At 58.8% G+C, this 22530-nt stretch carries 21 protein-coding genes; 13 read left to right on the forward strand and 8 right to left on the reverse strand.

What is annotated here, in order from left to right:
• Position 1: 1 nt before the first annotated feature.
• Complete coding sequence (locus SJY10_RS13550; RefSeq protein ID WP_386683496.1) at positions 2-1120, forward strand: sulfotransferase family protein; 1119 nt, start codon at positions 2-4, stop codon at positions 1118-1120.
• Positions 1117-2361 (forward strand): cytochrome P450, encoded by a 1245-nt coding sequence (locus tag SJY10_RS13555; protein ID WP_386683498.1) that lies wholly within the window; start codon positions 1117-1119, stop codon positions 2359-2361. The genes SJY10_RS13550 and SJY10_RS13555 overlap by 4 nt, the downstream gene beginning before the upstream one ends.
• Before the next feature lie 297 nt (positions 2362-2658).
• Here SJY10_RS13555 and SJY10_RS13560 read toward each other — a convergent pair whose 3' ends face one another.
• Positions 2659-3939: a methyl-accepting chemotaxis protein gene (locus tag SJY10_RS13560; RefSeq protein WP_386683500.1), complete on the reverse strand. Its 1281-nt coding sequence runs from the start codon at positions 3937-3939 to the stop codon at positions 2659-2661.
• Between the two features lie 54 nt (positions 3940-3993).
• Here SJY10_RS13560 and SJY10_RS13565 point away from each other — a divergent pair, with 54 nt between their 5' ends.
• Positions 3994-4263 (forward strand): hypothetical protein, encoded by a 270-nt coding sequence (locus tag SJY10_RS13565; protein WP_386683502.1) that lies wholly within the window; start codon positions 3994-3996, stop codon positions 4261-4263.
• Positions 4264-4376: 113 nt separating this feature from the next.
• Here the strand turns inward: SJY10_RS13565 and SJY10_RS13570 are convergent, their stop codons facing one another.
• Both SJY10_RS13570 and SJY10_RS13575 read right to left on the reverse strand, forming a co-directional pair.
• A complete protein-coding gene (locus SJY10_RS13570) occupies positions 4377-4679 on the reverse strand; it encodes a hypothetical protein (RefSeq protein ID WP_386683504.1) in 303 nt (100 codons plus the stop codon).
• Between the two features lie 225 nt (positions 4680-4904).
• Entirely contained in the window at positions 4905-5216 is a 312-nt protein-coding gene (locus SJY10_RS13575) for an ETC complex I subunit (protein ID WP_386683506.1), read from the reverse strand.
• A 117-nt stretch (positions 5217-5333) separates the two neighbouring features.
• On the opposite strand from SJY10_RS13575, the gene SJY10_RS13580 reads away from it, so the two are divergent.
• Complete coding sequence (locus SJY10_RS13580; RefSeq protein WP_386683508.1) at positions 5334-5840, forward strand: superoxide dismutase family protein; 507 nt, start codon at positions 5334-5336, stop codon at positions 5838-5840.
• Between the two features lies 1 nt (position 5841).
• Here the strand turns inward: SJY10_RS13580 and SJY10_RS13585 are convergent, their stop codons facing one another.
• Positions 5842-7080 (reverse strand): aminopeptidase, encoded by a 1239-nt coding sequence (locus SJY10_RS13585; RefSeq protein WP_386683510.1) that lies wholly within the window; start codon positions 7078-7080, stop codon positions 5842-5844.
• A 145-nt stretch (positions 7081-7225) separates the two neighbouring features.
• Between SJY10_RS13585 and uvrB the strand changes: the two genes are divergently transcribed.
• On the forward strand, positions 7226-9436 hold the full coding sequence (gene uvrB / locus SJY10_RS13590) for an excinuclease ABC subunit UvrB (RefSeq protein WP_386683512.1): 2211 nt from the start codon (positions 7226-7228) through the stop codon (positions 9434-9436).
• 1 nt (position 9437) lies between these two features.
• Here the strand turns inward: uvrB and SJY10_RS13595 are convergent, their stop codons facing one another.
• Complete coding sequence (locus SJY10_RS13595; protein WP_386683514.1) at positions 9438-9728, reverse strand: GlsB/YeaQ/YmgE family stress response membrane protein; 291 nt, start codon at positions 9726-9728, stop codon at positions 9438-9440.
• Between the two features lie 210 nt (positions 9729-9938).
• On the opposite strand from SJY10_RS13595, the gene SJY10_RS13600 reads away from it, so the two are divergent.
• Entirely contained in the window at positions 9939-10196 is a 258-nt protein-coding gene (locus tag SJY10_RS13600) for a hypothetical protein (protein WP_386683516.1), read from the forward strand.
• On the opposite strand, the gene SJY10_RS13605 is transcribed toward SJY10_RS13600, so the two are convergent.
• Entirely contained in the window at positions 10193-10825 is a 633-nt protein-coding gene (locus SJY10_RS13605; protein WP_386683518.1) for a hypothetical protein, read from the reverse strand. The genes SJY10_RS13600 and SJY10_RS13605 overlap by 4 nt on opposite strands.
• 294 nt (positions 10826-11119) lie before the next feature.
• Between SJY10_RS13605 and SJY10_RS13610 the strand changes: the two genes are divergently transcribed.
• The 5 genes from SJY10_RS13610 to SJY10_RS13630 all read left to right on the forward strand — a co-directional run bounded on the left by SJY10_RS13610 (position 11120) and on the right by SJY10_RS13630 (position 18205).
• Positions 11120-12502 (forward strand): aspartate aminotransferase family protein, encoded by a 1383-nt coding sequence (locus tag SJY10_RS13610; protein ID WP_386683520.1) that lies wholly within the window; start codon positions 11120-11122, stop codon positions 12500-12502.
• A gap of 107 nt (positions 12503-12609) precedes the next feature.
• Positions 12610-13350, forward strand: coding sequence for a sulfite exporter TauE/SafE family protein (locus SJY10_RS13615; RefSeq protein WP_386683522.1), 741 nt, complete (start codon positions 12610-12612; stop codon positions 13348-13350).
• Positions 13351-13606: 256 nt separating this feature from the next.
• Positions 13607-16447, forward strand: a complete 2841-nt coding sequence (locus tag SJY10_RS13620; protein ID WP_386683524.1) for a molybdopterin oxidoreductase family protein — start codon at positions 13607-13609, stop codon at positions 16445-16447.
• Positions 16448-16574: 127 nt separating this feature from the next.
• On the forward strand, positions 16575-17336 hold the full coding sequence (locus SJY10_RS13625) for a 4Fe-4S dicluster domain-containing protein (protein ID WP_386683526.1): 762 nt from the start codon (positions 16575-16577) through the stop codon (positions 17334-17336).
• Positions 17336-18205, forward strand: coding sequence for a dimethyl sulfoxide reductase anchor subunit family protein (locus SJY10_RS13630; RefSeq protein WP_386683528.1), 870 nt, complete (start codon positions 17336-17338; stop codon positions 18203-18205). Before SJY10_RS13625 ends, SJY10_RS13630 begins: the two co-directional genes overlap by 1 nt.
• Positions 18206-18294: 89 nt before the next feature.
• Here SJY10_RS13630 and SJY10_RS13635 read toward each other — a convergent pair whose 3' ends face one another.
• Complete coding sequence (locus SJY10_RS13635) at positions 18295-19350, reverse strand: ABC transporter ATP-binding protein (RefSeq protein ID WP_386683530.1); 1056 nt, start codon at positions 19348-19350, stop codon at positions 18295-18297.
• Between the two features lie 3 nt (positions 19351-19353).
• Positions 19354-20160, reverse strand: coding sequence for an IclR family transcriptional regulator (locus SJY10_RS13640; protein WP_386683533.1), 807 nt, complete (start codon positions 20158-20160; stop codon positions 19354-19356).
• 145 nt (positions 20161-20305) lie between these two features.
• On the opposite strand from SJY10_RS13640, the gene SJY10_RS13645 reads away from it, so the two are divergent.
• Positions 20306-21553: an ABC transporter substrate-binding protein gene (locus SJY10_RS13645; RefSeq protein ID WP_386683536.1), complete on the forward strand. Its 1248-nt coding sequence runs from the start codon at positions 20306-20308 to the stop codon at positions 21551-21553.
• Positions 21554-21612: 59 nt separating this feature from the next.
• Positions 21613-22530, forward strand: a complete 918-nt coding sequence (locus SJY10_RS13650; protein ID WP_386683539.1) for a carbohydrate ABC transporter permease — start codon at positions 21613-21615, stop codon at positions 22528-22530.

The following is a 22530-nucleotide window of genomic DNA, read 5'->3' on the forward strand; positions in this document are numbered from 1 at the left end:
CATGAGCGCCCATTTGAAACACCAATGGAGCTTTGGGCACAATTATCTGACCGGTATCACCTTTGGCAAATGGTGCAAGTTATTGGCGCAAAACCGGTTTCAAGTGTCCCCTGCCTATTTGCATCGCGCTGCCGCAATTACGCTGGCAAGTCTGTCCAATTCGGTCTGCGCCGGGGTCGAGGAATTGCGCTATGGTGCGACGATCCGCCAGGCTCCGCATCCCAAGGCACCGCTGTTTATCCTTGGCCATTGGCGCAGCGGCACGACCTTTTTGCATGAATTGCTGGCGCAGGACCACGCACAGTTTCAGTTTCCCAACACCTATCAGGTGGTAAACCCATACACCTTTCTGACGACAGAAGGTTTCACCACCCGCATGTTCCCCTGGCTGGTTCCGTCGAAGCGACCGATGGACAACATGGCGCTGGCCTTTTCATCCCCGCAAGAGGACGAATTCGCCCCGCTGCTGATGACGCTGTCCTCGCTTTACCTTGGCACGAGTTTTCCGCGCCGGATGGATCATTACGACCGCTACATGACGTTTCAGGATGCCAGCCCGCAGGAAACGGCAGCCTGGCAATCTGCCTTTGTCAGCTTTTGCAAAAAGCTATCGTTGCATGACACACGCAATCTGCTGGTCAAATCGCCGCCTCATACCGCCCGTATTCGGCTGATATTAAGCATGTTTCCGGACGCCCGTTTCATTCACATCCACCGCGACCCCTACCGCGTGTTTCAATCCCAGCGGCATTTCTTTGATACCGCCGGCTGGTACACCTATTTGCAAAAGCCGGATCTGGCCGCAATCGATGAAGGCATTTTGCGCCGCCACGAGGCGATGTACGATGCTTTTTATAAAGACCTGCCTTTGATCCCCGATAGTCAGTTTCACGAACTACGCTTCGACGCCCTAGAAGCCGATCCGGTCGGCGAAATAGCGAAAGTCTATAATGCGCTGTCACTTGAAGGTTTTACGGGATTTTCCCCTATTCTTGGTGACTATGTTGACCGGTTGAAAGGCTATCGGAAAAACAGCTTTGGCGCATTGGACGCCAGGACAAAAGCCATTGTCGCAGACCGCTGGGCGCGCAGCTTTGAACGCGGGGGCTATCCGATATGACGCGTGCACCCGGTCCAAAGGGCGGGCTTTTCCTTGGATCCCTGGGGGCATTCCGGGCGGACCCGCTTGCGTTCCTGGCGCGCGCGGCACAGGACCATGGCGATATCGTACGCTTGCGGTTTGGGCCGATTACAGCGCATCTGATTAATCACCCTGCGTTTGTGGACCATGTGTTGTCGCGCAATGTGGCGAACTATGACAAGGCCACCCGCAGCGCGGACCGGATTGCGGCAACCACGGGTCGCAGCCTGTTGTCCGCCGATCAGACTGCCTGGGCGCGGCATCGCCGATTGATTCAGCCGGCCTTTCAGCCCCGCGCCTTTGACGCCATCGATGTAATTCTTGATGCATTGATCGACCAGATGTTTGCCCGCTGGGATAAGGCGGGCAAGATAGATATCGTGGACGAAATGATGCAGCTGGTCATCGCTGCCGCGATCCGCATTCTGTTTTCGTCCAGCATTGATCCGCAGCGCATTAATGCCCCGTTAGAAATTCTGCTGGCCGATACCTGGCGGCGGATCGAGGCCCCTTTGGATGCTTCGCTCCTTTCCCCGCGCCTGCACCGCCCCGCATTCAGAAGGGCCGTCGCGCAAATTGATGAGGTCGTGATCGACCTGATCCGAACGCGCCGCGCCAGTACCCAGCGCCCCGACGATGTGCTGACCCGATTGCTGGATGCCCATGCCGCAGAAGGAGAGGCGCAATTAACGGACCAAGAGTTGCGGGACGCCGCCGTGACGCTGTTGCTTGCGGGTCATGAAACAACTGCAAATGCGTTGTCTTGGGCATTCATTCACGCGGGATCGCCATTTCGGGATACTGATCCCGCGCAGGTCTTCGCCGAGGCAATCAGGCTTTACCCATCGATCTGGATTATCGAACGTCATGCGATAGCGGCGGATAACATCGGCGGTTACGATATCCCAAGCGGCAGTTCGGTCATGATCTCTCCGTTTTTGCTGCACCGTCGGGCTGACTTCTGGCCAGATCCGATGCGGTTCGATCCCGCCCGCTTTGCCGGCGATGCACCACGCCCGCGTGATGCCTACCTGCCGTTCGGATTAGGACCACACCGCTGCATCGGTTTGCACCTGGCTCGCAAGATAGCAACGCATGTGATCAAGCGGGTTTTCGACCAGTACGACCTACAATCCCTGCCCGATCAGCCCACCCAAACCAATCCGGGCATTACACTGCGCCATGCGCAGCCCCATTACTTAAACGTCGCCCGCAGATAGTTGGCCTCTGCGTCCCCATAGTCACCTCCCAATATCCCCACCCGGCGCACCACGCTACAAACTACCCCAGTGATCGGTACAGACCGGCGGTATGCACCCAGATGCTAAGTCCGTTTTCAAAATTGAAGCTTCGGTCATTTTCAAACGCACCGAACCCTTCAATTTTCAACTAGTGTTGATCATCCGGCTGTAATTACGATCTTATCTACCGCCTTTAAGTTTGTTTACTTAACCTGTCAGCGTTTCCCGCTTAGTGAAAATCCCGACGCTTACTTTAAGTCAAAAGCGTATGCTGCCCTAAGCCACCCTTCGACTGCCTAACGGGGGTTGTTTTGGAACAAAGACTGCGATCGTCTGGACCAAATCCCGAACGTTTGTTGCAACAGAAGAACTTGCGGCAGTTGTTTCCTCAAAAGTTGCAGCATTGCGTTGCGTAACCAGATCAAGCTGCCCCAAAGATTGATCAATACCTTGTATAACAGCGGCTTGCTGCTCTGCTGATGTCGCAATCTCTGTGACGCGGGTTGACATTGCGATGATGCGCTCGGCAACGTCTTTCAATGCGATCCCTGTGCGTTGCACCAGATCAACACCCTGCGTGACCTGTGCACCGCTGTTTTCGATCAAGCCTCTGATTTCGCTTGCGGCCTGCGAAGAACGTTGAGCAAGCGCCCGCACTTCTGATGCCACCACCGCAAAGCCCCGACCTGAATCCCCCGCCCGCGCCGCTTCGACGCCGGCATTCAACGCAAGTAGATTGGTCTGGAAAGAAATATCTTCAATCACTTTGATAATAGAGGTGATCTGCTGCGACGATGCTTCAATCTTACCCATGGCCACAACCGCGTCACTGACCAAAGCAGCACTTTTTTCCGTTTCAACTTGCGTCTTGTTTGCTTCCCCGCTTGTGGTTTTCGCCAGCTTTGCCGTATCGCGTACGTTTTCATTCACCCGTGACATCTGTGCGGCGACGTCGGCAAGCATGGTTGCCTGGCTTTCCGTTCGCATCGCCAAATCCGCAGTCGCTTTTGAAATTTGGCTTGTTTCGACACTGATATCATCCGCACCTTGTAATACAGCCTCCATTGCGCGCCGCAGGGACATGACCGCATCATTGAAATCACGCCGCAGGTCATCATATTCGTCGGCGAACAGTTGATCTAATTGCTGATCCAGTCGTTTATCAGACAGGTTTTTAAGTCCAATTCGAAGCTGATCGACAACGAATGACACCCGCTCTGCTTGTGCGCGATCACGCTCTGCCTCGCTGGCCTGACGTTCGCGTTCGCGGGTATTGGCAATGTCTAATTGAGCCATCGCATCGCTTGATTTTTTGGCTTCCTGTTCAGCCTTCAGCACAGCGGCTTCTGCCCGCAAGCGCATTTCCTCGCTTGCCTTCTGTTCTGACTGGGCCTGCACAAGCGCCGTATCCGCCTCTGCCATCGCCGTTTCGATATCGTTTCTGTCCTTGGCGGATTGACGATCCAGCTGCGATCTAGTCGCTATGGCCCGAAGAAGGGCCGCCGTTTCCACAAGAACGGCAACACCGTGAAAAAGCGTCCGTTCGATATTCAGCATCGTTTCTGCTGACGGATAAATCAGTGATGGCACCAGCACGGACAAAAGCAGGTGGTGCACGACGATCGCAAGCGCCGCAAGAAGGGTGGCAGTCGCATTGTTGACCAGCATTGTGCAGGCCAGAATCGCAAAGAACATCATGTGGCTGTCCAGCTGCCACCCTTGTCCTGCCAAAGATGCCGTCAGCATGAATCCCTGCCCAACCAAAGCAAGGCAGATGCCGACCGCCGCATGCTTTTCATTCATTCGAAGCGCAACAGAGCCCATGACGGCGAAAAGGGCAGTCCCGATCAGCAGTGGCAAAACCGGGTTTCCAACAAATAGCCCGATCAATGCTGGCACGGGCGCAAAGCACCATCCACACACTGCGACGATGCGCATGGCACGCCTACGTTCCAATTGAATGTTTTCGAATAGGCTCGATTCAGTTGTCGCAGTCATAATGAAGCTCCACATAATTGGGCGATCGCCCGGCCATCCAGCACAACAAGCGCACCGACGGATTGCAGCCTTGAAATAAATTTAGGATCGTTGGACACGGCTAGGCTTGCCAGCGGCGCTGAAACCGGACCGATCAACTGGCCACCGCTGCTGCGGACAATGCGTTCGCGCGACATCGAATCATGGGCCGACAGGACCAAAACCGGTTCGCCCGCGACAGGCCGCGCTGAGGCGGCGGTCACCAGGCTGCCCGACATAACAACCATAAGGAAAAGAAGAATATTTATAAGTAATTGCAAGACAGTCACGACCCTAGCGATTGATAGCCAAGTTGTAGTCTGCAATCATTTCCAACGTCTTAAGCTTGTCCGTGATATACCTTGATCAATCGGGACGTGCTGGGGGCAATCCCGCAGCCCCCCCGTGCTGCAATAAACAACGGCAAATAAAAAGCGCGCAGAATCAAAGATCCTGCACGCGCAACAGCATATAAACGGGGGCATCAAACCCCGGATTAATAGACCTTAGTGTGTCCAGACGCCGCGACGGTTGGTGGCGAAGTTTTCACCGTAGCCGCCTGCGCGGACATTGGCTTGGCGCGTTTGCGGTTCGATCACGACGGCGTCGATTCCGTGGTCGCGGGCGTAATCGACAGCTTCTTGCTTGGTGTCAAACTGCAGGCGCACCTGACTTTGCGTATCGGTCGAACTGGTCCAACCCATCAACGGGTCAATCTCTCTTGCGCTGTCTTTTACGAAATCCAGAAACCAGACGCGCGTCTTGGCCGTGCCAGATGACATGGCGGTTTTTGCGGGGCGATAGATACGGGCCTGCATGGACTTTGCTCCTGTTGAACCGCCGCTGTTATCGGCAAAACCGGTGCCAAGAGCAAGAGGAACCCGCGGACACATCGCCGCGTTCATCTCAGACAATGATTTACAAAGGCTGAACCCATGAAAATGCTTCCATTTATCGCTGCGCTGAACGTTCTGCCCGTCGGCGCATTCGCCGCAGCACATGCGGAGATGACGCCGATGACGGCGACCATTGCCGGACCTGATGGCGCTGCCGGCACGGTCACTGTTACGCCAACAGAATCGGGCGCGGCATTGGTCCAGATTGACCTGTCCGGCCTGCCTGCTGGCGATCATGCAGTCCATGTGCATGAAACGGGCGATTGTTCCGCCGCCGATTTCAGCAGCGCTGGCGGCCATCTGGCGGACGGCCATGATCACGGCGTGATGGCAGCGAATGGCCCGCATCCGGGCGATATTCCCAACATCACCGTGGCCCCAGACGGCACAGCGAAAATGGAATTTTTCAACGCGATGCTGACGCCAGAGCTGATGAATGACGTGGACGGCTCTGCTTTTATCGTGCACGCCGGCACTGACGATTATGCCAGCCAGCCGGCTGGTGCCGCAGGCGACCGGATCGCCTGCGGTGTATTTGGCGAATAGCCTAGAACGCCCATTCACCTTTGCGCATCACCGGGACGATTTCGCCCGTCCGGGTGATGCCATCGATATCGACATCGCCAGACCCAATCATCCAGTCGACATGGATCAGCGACTGGTTCGCGCCCTTCTGTTTCAGCTCGTCCTCGCCCAATTCTGACCCGCCAGCGACCGTGTCCGCATAGGACTGGCCCAGCGCGATGTGGCAAGATGCGTTTTCGTCGAACAGCGTGTTGTAGAACAGGACGCCGGACTGAGAGATTGGCGAAGAATGCGGCACCAGTGCAACTTCGCCAATACGGCTAGCCCCATCATCAACACCCAAAAGGTCGCGGAAAACCGCCTCTCCTGCTGAAGCGGTCGCATCCACGATCTTGCCAGCCTCGAACCGGACCGAAATATCGCGGATCACGGTGCCTTGATAGGCCAGCGGTTTGGTCGCGGACACGGTGCCATCGACCTTGTAGGCGTGCGGGCAGGTAAAGACCTCTTCTGTCGGGATATTGGGCTGGCACGTGACACCGTTCAGTGCAGGGGATGCGCCGCCCTTCCAGATATGACCTTCGGCCAGACCAAGACGCAGGTCGGTTCCGGGGCCGGTGTATTGCAGCGCCTCGAAGTTCTGCGTGTTCAGCCATTTCACCCGCTTTTTCAGCTCTGCCGTATGGTCAGCCCAATTCTGCACCGGGTCAGCCCCGTCAAGGCGGGACGCGTCATAGATCGCGTCTAGCAATTTGGACTGCGCCGCTTCCACCGGAACATCAGGGAAGACGCGGGCAGCCCATGCGGCACCCGGAAAGGCGACGATGTTCCAGTTCACCTCAAACCCGACAATCGGGCTCATCGCGGGCTTGGCGGCAACGGATACAGCCTTGGACGCGCGGGCGACCTTGGCGGCATCTTGGTCTGCCAGCAGCATGGGATCGTCACCGGTGATCGCCATACGCGCAGCGCCGCCCTTATAGGCTTTGCCCAGACCTTCGTAGAACCAGTCGGCAGCCCGGTCAAAGCTGGCATCATCGGCATTTTCATACCGCGCCAGCGTAATTGCATCGTCGGTAAAGAACGGCAGCACCAGACCGGCACCGGCCTTATAGGCGTGCACAGCAATGCGCTGCACCAGCGGCAGGGCAGACATATTCGCAGTGATGATCAGGTCCTGCCCCTTTTGCAGGTTCACACCGGTGCGCACGGCAACTTCGGCCAGACGGTCCAGTTTTTCAGGGTCGAGGTGGGATGACATGATGTGTCCTTTTCAGATGTGCGTCATACCTACGCCCGCCATGCGTATCGTCAAGCAGCACCGCCTGCTGACGCATCCTGTCAGCAGCACCCCTTGAACCGGGACGGATCAAGGTCAAATATGCACCAACCCCAAAGGATGACGCATGGCCTACGCCCAGACCGACAAACGTGAACTTGCCGACGCGGCCTATCTGTCCAACCCTGCCCCCAATGTGCGGACACGGGAAAAGATGGAAGGCGGGCGCAAGTTCGTGCTCAACACCGAATTCGACGCTGCGGGCGATCAGCCGACCGCTATCGCCGAACTATCGGACGGCGTGAGAGGCGGCGAGCGGGATCAGGTGCTGCTTGGCGCGACGGGCACCGGCAAGACCTTTACCATGGCCAAGATTATCGAGGAAACGCAGCGCCCTGCCATCATCCTTGCACCGAACAAGACGCTGGCCGCCCAGCTTTACGGCGAATTTAAAGGCTTCTTTCCCGACAACGCCGTCGAGTACTTCGTCAGCTATTACGACTATTATCAACCCGAAGCCTATGTCGCGCGGTCCGATACCTATATCGAGAAGGAATCCCAGATCAACGAGCAGATCGACCGCATGCGCCACTCGGCCACGCGGGCGCTACTGGAGCGGGACGATGTGATCATCGTGGCGTCCGTGTCCTGCATCTATGGTATCGGCTCTGTCGAAACATACGGCGCGATGACGCAGGACATCCACGTCGGCAAATCCTATGACCAGCGCAAGATCATGGCCGATCTGATCGCACAGCAATACCGCCGCAACGACGCAGCCTTTCAGCGTGGCTGTTTCCGTGTGCGCGGCGATAGTCTGGAAATCTGGCCTGCCCACCTGGACGACCGCGCCTGGAAGCTGTCGTTCTTCGGCGAAGAGCTGGAGGCGATCACAGAATTCGACCCCCTGACCGGAGAGCGCACAGATACCTTCGACAAAATTCGCGTCTATGCTAACAGCCACTACGTCACGCCGAAGCCGACGATGCAGCAGGCTGTTATCGGCATCAAGAAAGAGCTGCGGATGCGGCTTGACCAGCTTGTTGCCGAAGGCAAACTGCTAGAGGCGCAGCGTCTGGAACAGCGCACCAACTTCGATCTGGAAATGCTGGAAGCCACCGGCGTGTGCAACGGGATCGAAAACTATTCCCGCTATCTGACCGGCCGCGCCCCCGGAGAGCCGCCCCCCACCCTGTTCGAATTCATCCCCGACAATGCTATTGTTTTCGCTGACGAATCCCACGTCAGCGTGCCGCAGATCGGTGCGATGTATAAGGGTGACTTCCGGCGCAAGATGACGCTGGCCGAACACGGATTTCGCCTGCCGTCCTGTATGGACAACCGCCCGCTGAAATTCGAGGAATGGGACGCCATGCGGCCCCAATCGGTCTTTGTCAGCGCCACGCCCGCGGCGTGGGAGCTGGAACAGACCGGCGGCGTCTTTACCGAACAGATCATCCGCCCCACCGGCCTGATCGACCCGCAGATCGAAATCCGCCCTGTCGACATGCAGGTCGACGACCTGCTGGACGAGGTGCGCAAGGTCAGTGCTGCCGGCTATCGCACGCTTGTCACCACCCTGACCAAACGCATGTCAGAAGATCTGACGGAATACATGCACGAACAGGGCATCCGCGTGCGCTACATGCACTCTGACATTGACACGATCGAACGGATCGAGATTTTGCGCGACCTGCGCCTTGGTGCTTTTGACGTGTTGATCGGCATCAACCTGCTGCGCGAGGGTCTGGATATTCCCGAATGCGGCCTTGTCGCCATTCTGGACGCGGACAAAGAAGGTTTCCTGCGCTCTGAAACATCGCTTGTGCAGACCATCGGCCGCGCCGCGCGGAACGCCGAAGGCCGCGTCATCATGTATGCCGACCGCATCACCGGATCCATGGACCGGGCAATGAAGGAAACCGAACGCCGCCGCACACGGCAGATGGCCTATAACACCGAACACGACATTACGCCGATGACGGTGAAAAAGAACGTCGAGGATATTCTTGCCGGCCTGTACAAGGGCGACGTGGACATGAACCGCGTCACCGCCAAGGTGGAACGCCAGGGGTCCAACATGAAGGCCGTATTGGACGGCCTGCGCACCGACATGCGCAAGGCGGCTGAAAATCTGGAGTTCGAAGAAGCCGCCCGCCTGCGCGATGAGTTGAAACGCCTGGAAGCCGTCGAGCTGGCGATTGCCGACGACCCGCTGGCACGCCAGCAGGCCGTGGACAAAGCGGTCGAGGAATCGGCCAAGGCATCGGGCCGATCAACCGGTGGCCGCGGCGGTATGCGCGGCGGTAAATCCCGCTATGGCGGCAAAAAGAAGTAACCTAGCGGCGGGGCGTATCGCTGCGCCCCGTCAGCGCCTTGAACAGCACGACCAGCAGCGCAGCGCCGACGATCCCGATGATCAGGATCGCGATCAGGCTTGCGCCGATTGCGGCCGTCACTCCCAGCAACGCCAGCACGAAAGGCAGCGCAATCGCGCCAAGGATCCCTGCAACGACATAGGCAGCGCGATGACCGCCCGTTACGGCAGATGCAATCAATCCGGCCACAAGGCCGATGATCACCAGAAAAGTCAGCGCACCCCAGCCGACAATTTCGAAAAACGTTTCCATGGCAATCTTCCTGTTTAGGTTGTCATAAAGCAGCATGAGCGATCATGCGCGGCGGCGCAACGGCAATGGATGCACCATGAAAAACGATGCGCCCGCCCTGCCATGCAAATTAGGTTTGCGGTTTATTTGACAGCAATGATCGCGCACCACTTGCGCAGATCAAAATTCAGGCCAATTAAAGCGCATCACACTCATGCAAGGACACCGGCCATGCGCCATTTGCTGATCTCTGCCGCCCTGACCGCCATTGCGCTGCCTGCGTTTGCGGATGATACCACTGGTACCGTCGTCGCCTATGACCGCGTGTCGAATGTCATCGTCCTGCAGGACCGGTCCATCTGGGAAATTCCAGCTGACTTCCCCCTGCCAGCGGACCTGGTCGCTGGCGACCGCATCCTGATCGACTATCAAAGCAATGGTGACAACGGCGTTGGCAAATACCTCAGCATCACCCGCGTCGAAGGCTAAAGCTGCACCATCGGGGTGCCCTGCTGCCAGTGCCCTTTGACCAGAAAGCCGCGGTTGCCGATTTGCGGGAACTGCGGCCGCCACTCCATAAACCGGTCATTTGTAACAACCCGCAGCTTTGCATTTACGGCATGTTCCAGCAAAACAGGGTCGGCAGGAACGCCTGCGTCAACGACGGTGACACGGTTTTCGGGCAGTCCCAGCATTTTTGCCATGGCGCGGTTGCCCATGTACTGCCCCTGCAGCTTGTATCCGACATTTGCGTCGAAATAGACATGCGGGCATTCCCCGCTTTGAACCAGTTTGGCAACAACGCGGGTCAGAACCATCTGTGACGGCTCGCCGTTCCAATGCATGACGTTGGATCCATCCACGATCAAGCTTGCCGGACGGGCCGGCGCGCGTGGCGCTGGCCGTGTCGACCGTCCCGGCCTGCCCCGCCCCCGTTTGCTTCGACCGCGCCTTCCCGCTGGCCGGTGCCGCATCAGCAACGACAGCCCGTCCCAAAGCGCACCCAGCACCAAAACGATCAGTGTCGCCAAGCCAAGAACGCGCAGCGCGTCAGGTGCCATTCCGGCCAGCGCCGCCAGCACAAACAGCGCGCCCAGCGCCCCTGCGACATTCAACATCACTCTCACCCTCGCCCCGTGCCCCGTGCCGCCTGCCGGGCGGCATCTGGCGACTACAACGCATTAAACCTGTGATTGTGGTATCTCTGCTTCGTAAAACCAAGGCAACCGTGTTCCGCCATTGCGTGACCCGCCAGCGGTAATACATGCAGCGGCCGTGTCGCGGACGGACCGCGATTGGTCGCGGTCCTTGCTGCAATTTTAACCATTTGGTCACATTCTCTTGCAAATGACCGGGCCTGATCACAAGACTGGGCTTGCCACCGCATTGCATCAGCTTACCGGAACCACGCCATGAACCAGCACGCCTTGTCGAACGACCCCGCCGCAATCATCTCTGCTGACAAGGCTCACGTCTGGCACCATCTGGTGCAGCACAAGCCATTTGAAACCACTGATCCGCGCATCATGGTCGAAGGCAAAGGCCTGCGCGTCTGGGACATTACCGGGCGCGAGCATCTGGACGCGGTATCCGGCGCGGTCTGGACCGTCAACGTTGGCTATGGCCGCAAACGCATCGCAGATGCGATGGCTGCCCAACTGACCAAGCTGAACTTTTACGCCGGTGCCGCTGGCAACATCCCTGCCGCCCAGTTTGCCGAAATGCTTACTGCAAAAATGCCGGGACTCGACCGGGTCTACTATGCCAACTCCGGTTCCGAGGCGAACGAAAAAGCCTTCAAGATGGTGCGCCAGATCGCGCACAAGCACCACGGCGGGCGTAAATACAAGATCCTTTACCGCGAGCGGGATTACCACGGCACCACGATCGCCAACCTGTCCGCGGGCGGCCAGGAAGAGCGTAACGCACACTACGGCCCCTTCACGCCCGGTTTCGTCATGGTACCGCATTGCCTTGAATACCGTCGCCAAGACGGGCTGACCGATGCCGATTATGGTCGCCGCGCCGCCGACGCAATCGAAGAGGTGATTCTGCGTGAAGGCCCCGACACCGTCGGCGCATTGTGTCTGGAACCGATCACCGCAGGTGGCGGCATCATCACACCGCCGCAGGGCTATTGGGACCGCGTTCAGGAAATCTGCAAGAAATACGACATCTTGCTGCATATCGACGAGGTGGTCTGCGGCCTTGGCCGGACTGGAACCTGGTTCGGCTATCAGCAATATGGTGTTCAGCCCGATATCGTGACAATGGCCAAAGGCGTCGCCTCCGGCTATGCGGCCATCTCTTGCTGCGTTACAACGGATGCGGTCTTCGAACAGTTCAAGGATGACACGGACCATTTGTCCTACTTCCGCGATATTTCGACCTTCGGCGGCTGCACTGCCGGCCCCACCGCCGCAATCGAAAACATGGCGATCATCGAAGAAGAGGGGCTTTTGGACAATTCCACCGATATGGGTTTGCACCTAAAAAACAACCTGCTGGCCTTAATGGACAAACACGCCGTCATTGGCGACGTCAGGGGCCAGGGGCTGTTTGCCGGGGCTGAACTTGTGACAGACCGCGGCACCAAGGCACCCGTGAACGAAAAGCAGATTGGTGCCATCGTTGCAGACTGCATGAGCCAGGGCGTCATCATCGGCGCGACCAACCGCTCCGTGCCTGGCTTCAACAACACCCTGCTGTTCGCCCCTGCCCTGATCGCAACAAAAGACGATATCAACGAAATTACCGGTGCCGTTGACAAGGCCCTGACCCGCGTACTGGGATAGGGGTTCGCCCTTCTTCTGGTTACAAATATCCCGGGTTTTAGGGCAGAGCCCTAAGCCGATTTTTCGCCGAAAAATCGGATCGCCCTCCAGATGTCAGGCCGTCGAATATGCTGTTTGACCTTGTCCCGGCGGCATCCGCCTTTCTGGCATGCGCCCTGCTGGGGGCCGCGATCATACGCGGGTATACGGGATTTGGCTTTTCCGCGATCTTCATTGCCTGCGCCAGCCTTGTCGCTAACCCTCTCCCTTTTATCCCGGTTGTATTCATGGTCGAAATTACCATGACGCTGCTTCAGGCGCGGGGATTGCGCGGGCATATTGATTGGCAGCGCGCCCGAGCTTTGCTGTCAGGTGCGGCCTTGGCCCTACCAGTTGCGATATGGGTGATGTTGCAGCTTCCTGCGCAAATCGTTCAGTTCCTGATCAGCGCGATCATTGCGGCCCTGTCTGCAATCATGCTTGGCGGCTGGGTGCTTCGGCAGCCCCTAAGGCGGCGGGGCCATGTGCTGACTGGTATGGTCGCCGGCTGCGCGAATGCGGCCGGCGTCGGCGGCTTGCCCGTCGCGGCCTGCCTTGGTGCGCAGCCGATCCCTGCCGCAACCTTCCGGGCGACCATGATTGTGTTCCTGACCGGCATTGACCTCATGACGCTGCCGCTTCTGGGACTGGGCGGGCAGATTACAGCTGATACCTTTGTCGCGGCCCTCATGGCGGTGCCTTTTGTTGCCGCGGGTATCCTGCTGGGCAATCGCCGCTTTGCCGCGGCGCCTCCCGCCACCTTTCGCCGCCTTGCCACTTGGTTGCTGCTGTCCCTCTCGGTGCTGGGGATGCTGCGCAGCCTGACCTAATTGCGACAGCTTCCGATCTGCGGCACCGGCCACCAATACGCGGCAAACACCCGATATATTAAAATTGATGCACTGGTCATCAAGCCTGTCATCATGAACAATAAGCAAACAAGCAGCCCCGAAACCGTTGGCGGGGCCACACCCAAATACGACCGCGCCGGGTGACAGCAATCGCAACGACAGGGGGCCGTTTGCACGTGAATTGCACTTCGACAACGCGCCTTGCATGCGCCGCCTGCGCACGAAAGGATCTGACATGACTGATCCCGTCTTGGACCTGTCCAAGCCCATTGGCACCGAAATCCGTAAAACCACCTGCTACATGTGCGCCTGCCGCTGCGGCATTGATGTGCATATGAAGGACGACCCTGACGGCAAAAAGCGCGCCGCATACATCGAAGGTAACCGCGACCACCCGCTGAACAAAGGCGTGCTCTGCGCGAAGGGTTCTGCGGGCATCATGCAGCACAATGCACCGTCCCGCCTGCGGGCACCGATGAAACGCACCGGTCCGCGCGGGTCGGGGACATACGAGGAAATCACCTGGGACGAGGCGCTGGACCTTGCGACGTCCTGGCTCAAACCGCTGCGCGAAACAGCACCGGAAAAGCTAGCGTTCTTTACCGGGCGCGATCAGTCGCAGAGCTTTACCTCGCTTTGGGCGCAGGGCTTTGGCACGCCAAATTACGCAGCACATGGTGGATTTTGCAGCGTAAACATGGCTGCGGCGGGCATCTATACGATGGGCGGCGCATTCTGGGAATTTGGCCAGCCGGATTGGGATCATACCAAGCTGTTTCTGCTGTTCGGTGTGGCCGAAGACCACGACAGCAACCCGATCAAGATGGGGATCGGCAAGCTGAAGGCGCGGGGCGCGCGCATCGTCGGCGTGAACCCGATCCGGACCGGTTATAACGCTGTCGCAGACGATTGGTTCGGCGTGACGCCGGGCAATGACGGGCTGCTGATCCTATCCCTGATCCACTGCCTGATGACCGCAGGCCAGATCGACACCGACTATCTGGCGCGCTTTACCAATGCCTCTGTCCTTGTGAACCAAGACCCCAAATCGCCAGACTATGGCCTGTTCATCCGCGACGACGAACTACGCCCGCAAGTGATCGATCGCCGCACCGGCAAGCTGGCCCCTTGGAACGGCATCGGCGTTGAACCTAGCCTGACTGGCACATGGCGCAACGCGGGTTTCACCCACCGCAGCGTGTTTCACCTGATGGCCGACCGTTATACCGACCCCGTCCACGCGCCCGAATGCGTGGCGGACCGCGTCGGCATCCCCGCGTCCCGCATCCGCCAACTGGCCGCCGATATGGCCGACGTCGCTTTTAACCAACCCGTCATTCTGGACCAGCCCTGGACCGATTTCCGCGGCAAAAAGCACGACCAAATGATTGGCCGCCCTGTCAGCGTCCATGCCATGCGCGGCATCAGCGCCCATTCGAACGGCTTTCAGACCTGCCGCGCGCTGCATACGCTGCAAATCATTCTCGGTGCTGTCGAAACCCCCGGCGGCATGCGCTTCAAACCGCCCTACCCCAAACCCGCGACGGCCCACCCCAAACCGCATTGCAAGGTTGTGCCAGGTCAGCCGCTGGACGGCCCGCACCTTGGCTACCCCCAAGGGCCGGAGGATTTGTGCCTGACCGCTGCCGGCGATCCGGCCCGCATCGACAAGGCCTTTACATGGGAAAACCCCATGTCGGCGCACGGCCTGATGCATATGGTCATCAGCAATGCTCACGCGGGCGATCCCTATAAGATCGACACATTGTTCATGTATATGGCAAATATGTCGTGGAATTCGTCGATGAACACGCGCGGCGTCATCGACATGCTGACCGACCAAACCGAAGACGGCGACTATGTCATCCCGCGTATCATCTATTCTGATGCCTATGCGTCTGAAATGGTGGCCTACGCCGATCTGATCCTGCCGGATACAACCTATCTTGAACGTCACGACTGCATTTCCCTGCTTGACCGCCCCATCTGCGAGGCGGACGCCGTCGCCGATGCAATCCGCTGGCCCGTCGTGGAACCGGACCGCGACGTGCGCGCCTTTCAATCCGTGCTTTGCGATCTGGGCGCGCGGCTGGACCTGCCCGGTTTCGTCAACGCCGACGGCAGCGCCAGATACGCCGACTATGCCGATTACATCACCCATCACCTGCGCCGCCCCGGCATCGGCCCGCTGGCAGGCTGGCGCGTGGGAAACACGGGCTTGCAGGACGGACGAGGAGAGCCGAACGACAACCAGCTGAACGAATATATCGCAAACGGCGGCTTCTGGACCAGCCATATCCCGGCAGAGGCAGCCTACTACAAACCCTTCAACCGCGCCTATCAGGATTGGGCGGTGACCATGGGCCTGTATGACGCGCCGCAACCCTATATCTTTCAGCTTTACGTCGAACCGATGCGCCGCTTTCAGCTCGCCGCCGAAGGGCATGGTTTGCGCCAGCCCCCCGACCACCTGCGCGGCCAGATCAAAGTCACCATGGACCCCCTGCCGATCTGGTATCCCCCGTTCGAGGATGGCCATATCGACCCCGCCGAATATGACGTGCACGCCCTGACCCAGCGGCCCATGGCGATGTATCACAGCTGGGGCGGCCAGAATGCGTGGCTTCGACAAATCCACGGGCATAACCCGCTTTATGTCCCGACAAAAATCTGGGCCAAACATGGCTTCAAGGATGGCGACTGGGCACGCGTTACTTCGGCCCACGGATCGATCACCGTGCCTGTCGCGCTGCAGGAATCCCTGAACGAAAACACAGTCTGGACGTGGAACGCCATCGGCAAACGCAAGGGCACATGGGCGCTGGACAAGAATGCGCCGGAGGCAACAAAAGGCTTCCTGCTGAACCACCTGATCCACGAGCTGCTGCCGCCCAAAGGCGATGGCTTGCGCTGGTCCAACTCCGACCCGGTTACCGGCCAGGCGGCTTGGTTCGACCTGCGCGTCAAGATCGAAAAATCCGGCGCGCCGCAGGAATCCCAACCGATCCTGCCCACCATCTCATCCCCCGTTCCGCAACCACCGCGCAGCCTGCGCTGGAAGGTCGGCAAATCATGACCGCGCCCTTACCTGCCCCGCCCCCCCTTCTTCTGGTCAGAAATATCCCGGGGGGAGTCCGCAGGACGGGGGGCTGGCCCCCCCGATTTTTCTGCGGAGAATCACCACTACGCAAAGGCTGCACCCTATGACAACCTTGCCCCCGCCCTCTGCCGTAAAGCTCGGCCTTGTGATCGATCTTGATACCTGCGTCGGTTGTCATGCCTGCGTCGTGTCCTGCAAGGCGTGGAACACACAAAGCGATCTGGGCGCACCGCTTTCGGATCAGGACCCTTACGGCGCGGACCCCGGCGGCACCTTCCTGAACCGCGTGCACAGCTTCGAAGTGACCCCGCAGGACCGCCCGACGCAGCAAGTCCACTTTCCCAAATCCTGCCTGCACTGCGAGGATGCGCCCTGCGTCACCGTCTGTCCCACAGGGGCCAGCTATAAGCGGCAGGCCGACGGCATTGTCTTGGTGAACGAAGACGCCTGCATCGGCTGCGGGCTCTGCGCCTGGGCCTGCCCATATGGCGCAAGGGAAATGGATCCGGCAGCGGGGGTGATGAAAAAATGTACGCTTTGCGTTGACCGCATCTATAACGAGGCCCTGCCAGAGGTCGACCGCACCCCTGCCTGCGTGCGCACCTGCCCTGCAGGCGCGCGGCATTTTGGCGATCTGGGCGATGCGGATTCGGACGTCAGCAAGCTAGTGGCCGAACGCGGCGGCTTTGATCTGATGCCAGAGATGGGAACCAAGCCTGTGAACAAATACCTGCCGCCGCGGCCCCGCGATGCCGACCAGATCGACATTCTGGCCCCCCTGCTGGCCCCCGTTGCCAGTGATGGCAAAGGGCTGATTGCCTGGCTGGACAAGGCGTTGTCAAAGCTGCCGGGGGGACATGCCTGATGCATCCGGCCCCTTCCGTCATTGTATTTACGACATTTTCCGGGCTGGGGTTCGGCCTGCTGTTCTGGCTTGGCCTTGGCCAACCCGCCCCCACCGGCTGGATCGCTTTTGCGTTTTTTGCGCTGGCCTATGCAATGGCCGTGGGCGGGCTGCTGGCTTCGACTTTTCATCTTGGCCACCCAGAGCGTGCCTACCTTGCCGTCACACAGTGGCGCACCAGTTGGCTGTCCCGCGAAGCGATCGCGGCGCTTGCGACGTTGCTGACGGGCGGGGTATTTGCCCTGCTGCGGATCCAGGATATTGCGGCCGCGCCCTTGGGGTGGCTGGTATCGCTGGGGTGCCTTGCCACCGTTTTCACCACCGCGATGATCTATACCCAATTACGTACCGTACCGCGCTGGCGGCACTGGACCACGCCTGCGCTGTTCGGGGCACTGTCACTGGCAGGGGGGGCCATTTTGGCCAATCGCAGCAGCGCCGCGCTGGTTCTATTGGCCTTGGCCGCTGTATTGCAACTGGCGGCATGGGTCATCGGGGATACGCGCCTGAACCAGTCAGGCACAACGATCGGTACGGCCACCGGGCTGGGCGGGACAGGCCGCGTCCGCGCATTCCTGCCACCGCATTCGGGGACAAACTATTTGCTACGGGAATTTGTCTATATCGTCGGCCGCCGCCATGCGCTGCAGCTGCGCGCCATCGGCTTGATCCTGGCCTTTGGCATCCCTATTCCGCTGATCGCGGCTGGTCTTGGTCATATCACAGCGCTGGTTGCCGTGCTGGCCCATATCGCAGGTGTCCTATGTCTGCGCTGGCTGTTCTTTGCACAGGCCGAACATGTGGTCGGCCTGTATTACGGCAAGCGCTAGCGGCAAGGTCGTCCGATTTTTCGGCGAAAAATCGGCTTGGGGCGCTGCCCCAAACCCCGGGATATTTTCGACCAGAAGAAGGATGGACTCTATGTCCGGATCCGAACTTCGGTCTTGGCATCAAAGAGATAGACGCGGCTTGGATCGATGGTAATGCCGACGCGGTCACCGACACGGGAACGATGGTCGCCGCGTTCCTCGATGACGATCCTTTCTGCGGTGTCGCCGAGCAGATAGACGTAGGACACGCCGCCAAGGCTTTCGGTCAGGTCGACCGTATGCGTATCGCCAGTTGGATCAACGACAAGGTGCTCTGCCCGCATGCCTACGGTCACGGGGCCGCTGTAGGATGTCACACCAAGATTGAATTCCGTCTTCATGCCCGGCACCTGAACCATGCCATTCGCAACATCGCCGGCCATGAAATTCATAGCAGGGCTGCCGATGAAGCCCGCAACAAATTTGTTATCCGGGTCTCGGTAGAGGTCCATTGGCGCGCCGACCTGTTCGATAACGCCCTTGCGGAGCACGACGATCTTGTCAGCCAGCGTCATCGCCTCGACCTGGTCGTGGGTGACGTAGATCATCGTCGCGCCGATTTCCTTGTGCAGGCGGGCAATTTCGACGCGCATCTCGACGCGCAGTTCGGCGTCAAGGTTCGAGAGCGGCTCATCGAACAGGAATACTTCGGGCCCGCGCACGATGGCGCGGCCGATGCTGACCCGCTGACGTTGACCACCCGAAAGGGCTGCCGGTTTGCGGTCAAGGTATTCGTCCAGCTTCAGGATGCGGGATGCTTCGGCCACTTTGGCGGCGATCTCTGCCTTGGGGTGGCCGTTCATTTTCAGGCCGAAGCCCATGTTATCCTTGACCGTCATATGCGGATAAAGCGCATAGGTCTGGAACACCATCGCCACGCCGCGGTCGGATGGATCTAGGCGCGTCACGTCCCGCGCGCCGATATTGATCTGGCCTGATGTCGTTTCCTCCAGCCCTGCAATCATACGCAGCAAGGTAGATTTACCGCAGCCGGACGGGCCGACAAAAACGCAAAATTCACCGTCCGCGACATCCAGATCGATGCCGTGGACGACCTGTACGTCGCCGTATTTCTTGACCGCATTCTTAAGCGTTACGCCTGACATGAATTATTCCCCAGCGAGTTTCAGTGTATGTGTCCCGTGATCGGGAAAGCTCCATTTCGCCGCATCTTGAGCGATGGCTTTGGCTGCAGTGCGGACTTCGGGGGCGAGTGTTTCAAGCCCTTTCAGATCCGTGCGCGCTGTCGTGCTGGTGACGGACACCGCCCCCAGCACACGGCCTGATGGCGTCAGGATCGGCATGGCAATACAAATGATCCCCGGTTCGTGCTCTTCGCGGTCAAAGGCATAGCCGCGGGCCCGGATCGCCTGCAGTTCCTGCCGCAGGGCAGCCGGCGTAGTCAGGGTTCCGGGCTGAAACCGGTGAAACGATTGCTGCGCAATGATATCATCCGCCTGTGCATCATCCGTAAAGGCCAACATCGCCTTGCCGACGCCCGTGCAATAGACCGGACCAACCTTGCCCGCCTGCGAAAACATTGCGACCGGGTGGGCCGCGTTGCGTTTATCAAGATAAAGCACCTGCGCATGATCCAGTTGCGCCAGGTGAACGGTTTCGCTGGTGGCCACGGACAACCGCAGCAAATGCGGGCTTGCGACCTGCACAAGGCTTGATTGCGCCCAGGCGGCATGGGCCAGCCGCACCAGGCGCGCGCCGGGGGCATAGGTCTGCCGGTCCTGATCATAGGACAACATGTTCTGGCTTACGAGAGTTTGTAGCAGGCGATAAAGAGTCGGCTTGGGAAAGGCGCTTTCGGACAGCACATCGGAAAACCGGACCGGGCGACCAAAACTGGCGACCTGATCCAATACCTCGAGTGCCTTGCCGACTGTGCCGTCGCCGCTGCTTGCCATAACTGTCCCTCTCCCTCACCCGGACGCTGCGTTGCCGCGCAACGGGTGTGTTGACAAGCCTAGGGGATTCGCGATTAAGTATCAATATCCAAAACCAAGTTTCAAATATTGAAACCATTGGACGCAAATTTAGGGAGGAAACCAAATGTTGCGCAAACCACTGACCGCCGGTCTGGCACTTTCGATCGCTCTGCTTGCCGGCACGTCCGCCATCGCCCAGCAGCGTGTGCTGACATTCAACACCGACACGTCCGATCCCGCCCCCAAAGCCGCCTTTGAGGCGCTGATTGCCGACTTCGAGGCTGAGTATCCCGAGATCGACGTGCAGGTGAACCTTTTCGACCATGAAGGTTACAAGACTGCGATTCGTAACTTTCTGACGGCCGACAGCCCTGACCTTGCCAACTGGTACGCCGGCAACCGCATGAAGCCTTTTGTTGACGCAGGCCAGTTCATGGATGTGTCTGATGTCTGGGCCGACAACGGCCTGAACGAACAGCTGGCCTCTGCCGCGTCGTCCATGACGATCGACGACAAGCAGTGGGGTGTGCCCTACACCTACTACCAGTGGGGCATGTATTATAATAAAGCCCTGTACGAGCAGGTCGGCGCAAAGGTCCCTGAAACCTATGACGAATTCGTCGAAAACTGCCAGTTGTTCAAGGACGCCGGTATCGACTGTCTGACTACCGGTACATCCGCCATGTGGCCCGCCGCCGGTATCTTTGACTACTTCAACCTGCGCACCAACGGCTATGATTTCCACATGCAGTTGACCAACGGTGAAATTCCGTGGACGGACGAGCGTGTGCGTGAAACCTTTGCGCAATGGAACCGTCTGGTCGAGCCGGGCTATATCACGCAGAACGCAGCGGCCATCGACTGGCAGGATGCGGCTGCCCTGATGAGCCAGGGCAAGGCTGCGAACTACGTCATGGGTAACTTTGCCGTGGCCACGTTCAAGGACGGCGGCATGACCGACGAGACATTGGGCTTCTTCCCGTTCCCGACGATCAACCCTGACGTTGCCCGCGCCGAAGACGCGCCAACCGACACAGTCCACATCCCCGCCGGTGCGAAAAACCCCGAAGACGCCAAGACCTTCCTTGCGTATCTGGCCCGCGCTGATGTGCAGACCAAGCTGAACGCCGCCCTGGGCCAGCTGCCCGTCAACAACGGTTCCACCGTGGACGAGGCTGACCCCTTCCTGTCCCAAGGCTTTGAGATGCTGTCCACCGCATCTGGCCTGGCGCAGTTCTTTGACCGTGACGCGCCTGCCGAAATGGCCGCATCGGGCATGGAAGGCTTTCAGGAATTCATGGCCTATCCCGGCAACTTGGAAGACATCCTGGCCCGTTTGGAAGCCGATCGTCAGCGTATCTACGCACAATAAAATCTGATGGCGGCCCCCCGTTTCGCGGGGCCGCCGTTCACCGCAGGGGGGAAGAGATCATGACCGCACTACCCGATGCCCACGGACCCAAGCGGTCCTGGTGGAAATCCAACCAGCAAAAGCTGACGCCCTGGCTGTTTCTGGCCCCGGGCATTTTCATGTTTGCGGTCTATGTCGTCTGGCCCATCTTTGCGTCGTTCCAGTTTTCATTCTACGATTGGGACGGCCTGTCCCCTAAGGAATGGGTTGGCTGGGGCAACTACCAAGAGCTTTGGGGTGATCGCAATTTCATCATCTCTTTGAAAAACAACATTATCTGGCTGGTGCTTTATATGCTGGCCGTGCCTGCGGGTCTGGGGATCGCGATTTTCCTGAACCAGACCGTGACCGGTATTCGCATCTACAAGTCGCTGTTCTTTTTCCCGTTCGTTATATCGCAGGTTGTCGTCGGTCTGATGTTCGCATGGTTTTATGCGCCCAACTTCGGTCTGTTCTTTCAATTGACCGAATGGCTGTTCGGCACCGGCACCGCCGTGCTGGCGAACCCTGAATACGCAACCTATGGCATCATCGTCGCCGGCCTTTGGCCCCAGATTGCTTATTGCATGATCCTCTATCTGACCGGCCTGAACAACGTCGCCCCCGACCAGATCGAGGCCGCCCGTCTGGACGGGGCCAAGGGTCTAAAGATGCTGTGGTATGTTGTGCTGCCGCAGCTGCGCCCTGCGACTTTCATCGCTGTTGTTGTTACCGTCATCGGCGCGCTGCGCAGCTTTGACCTTGTGTCGATCATGACCAACGGCGGCCCCTTTGGCCAAACCCGTGTGCTGTCGTTCTATATGTATGAAAAAGCACTGTCGGAATACGGCTACCGCATGGGATATGGCGCTGCCATCGCCGTTGTTCTGTTCCTGATCATGATGGTCTTCATCGCCGGCTTTGTCTGGAAGATGGTCCGCGACGAAAGAGGCCACTGA

The organism is Loktanella sp. R86503, from assembly GCF_042466455.1.
GTDB lineage: Bacteria > Pseudomonadota > Alphaproteobacteria > Rhodobacterales > Rhodobacteraceae > Loktanella.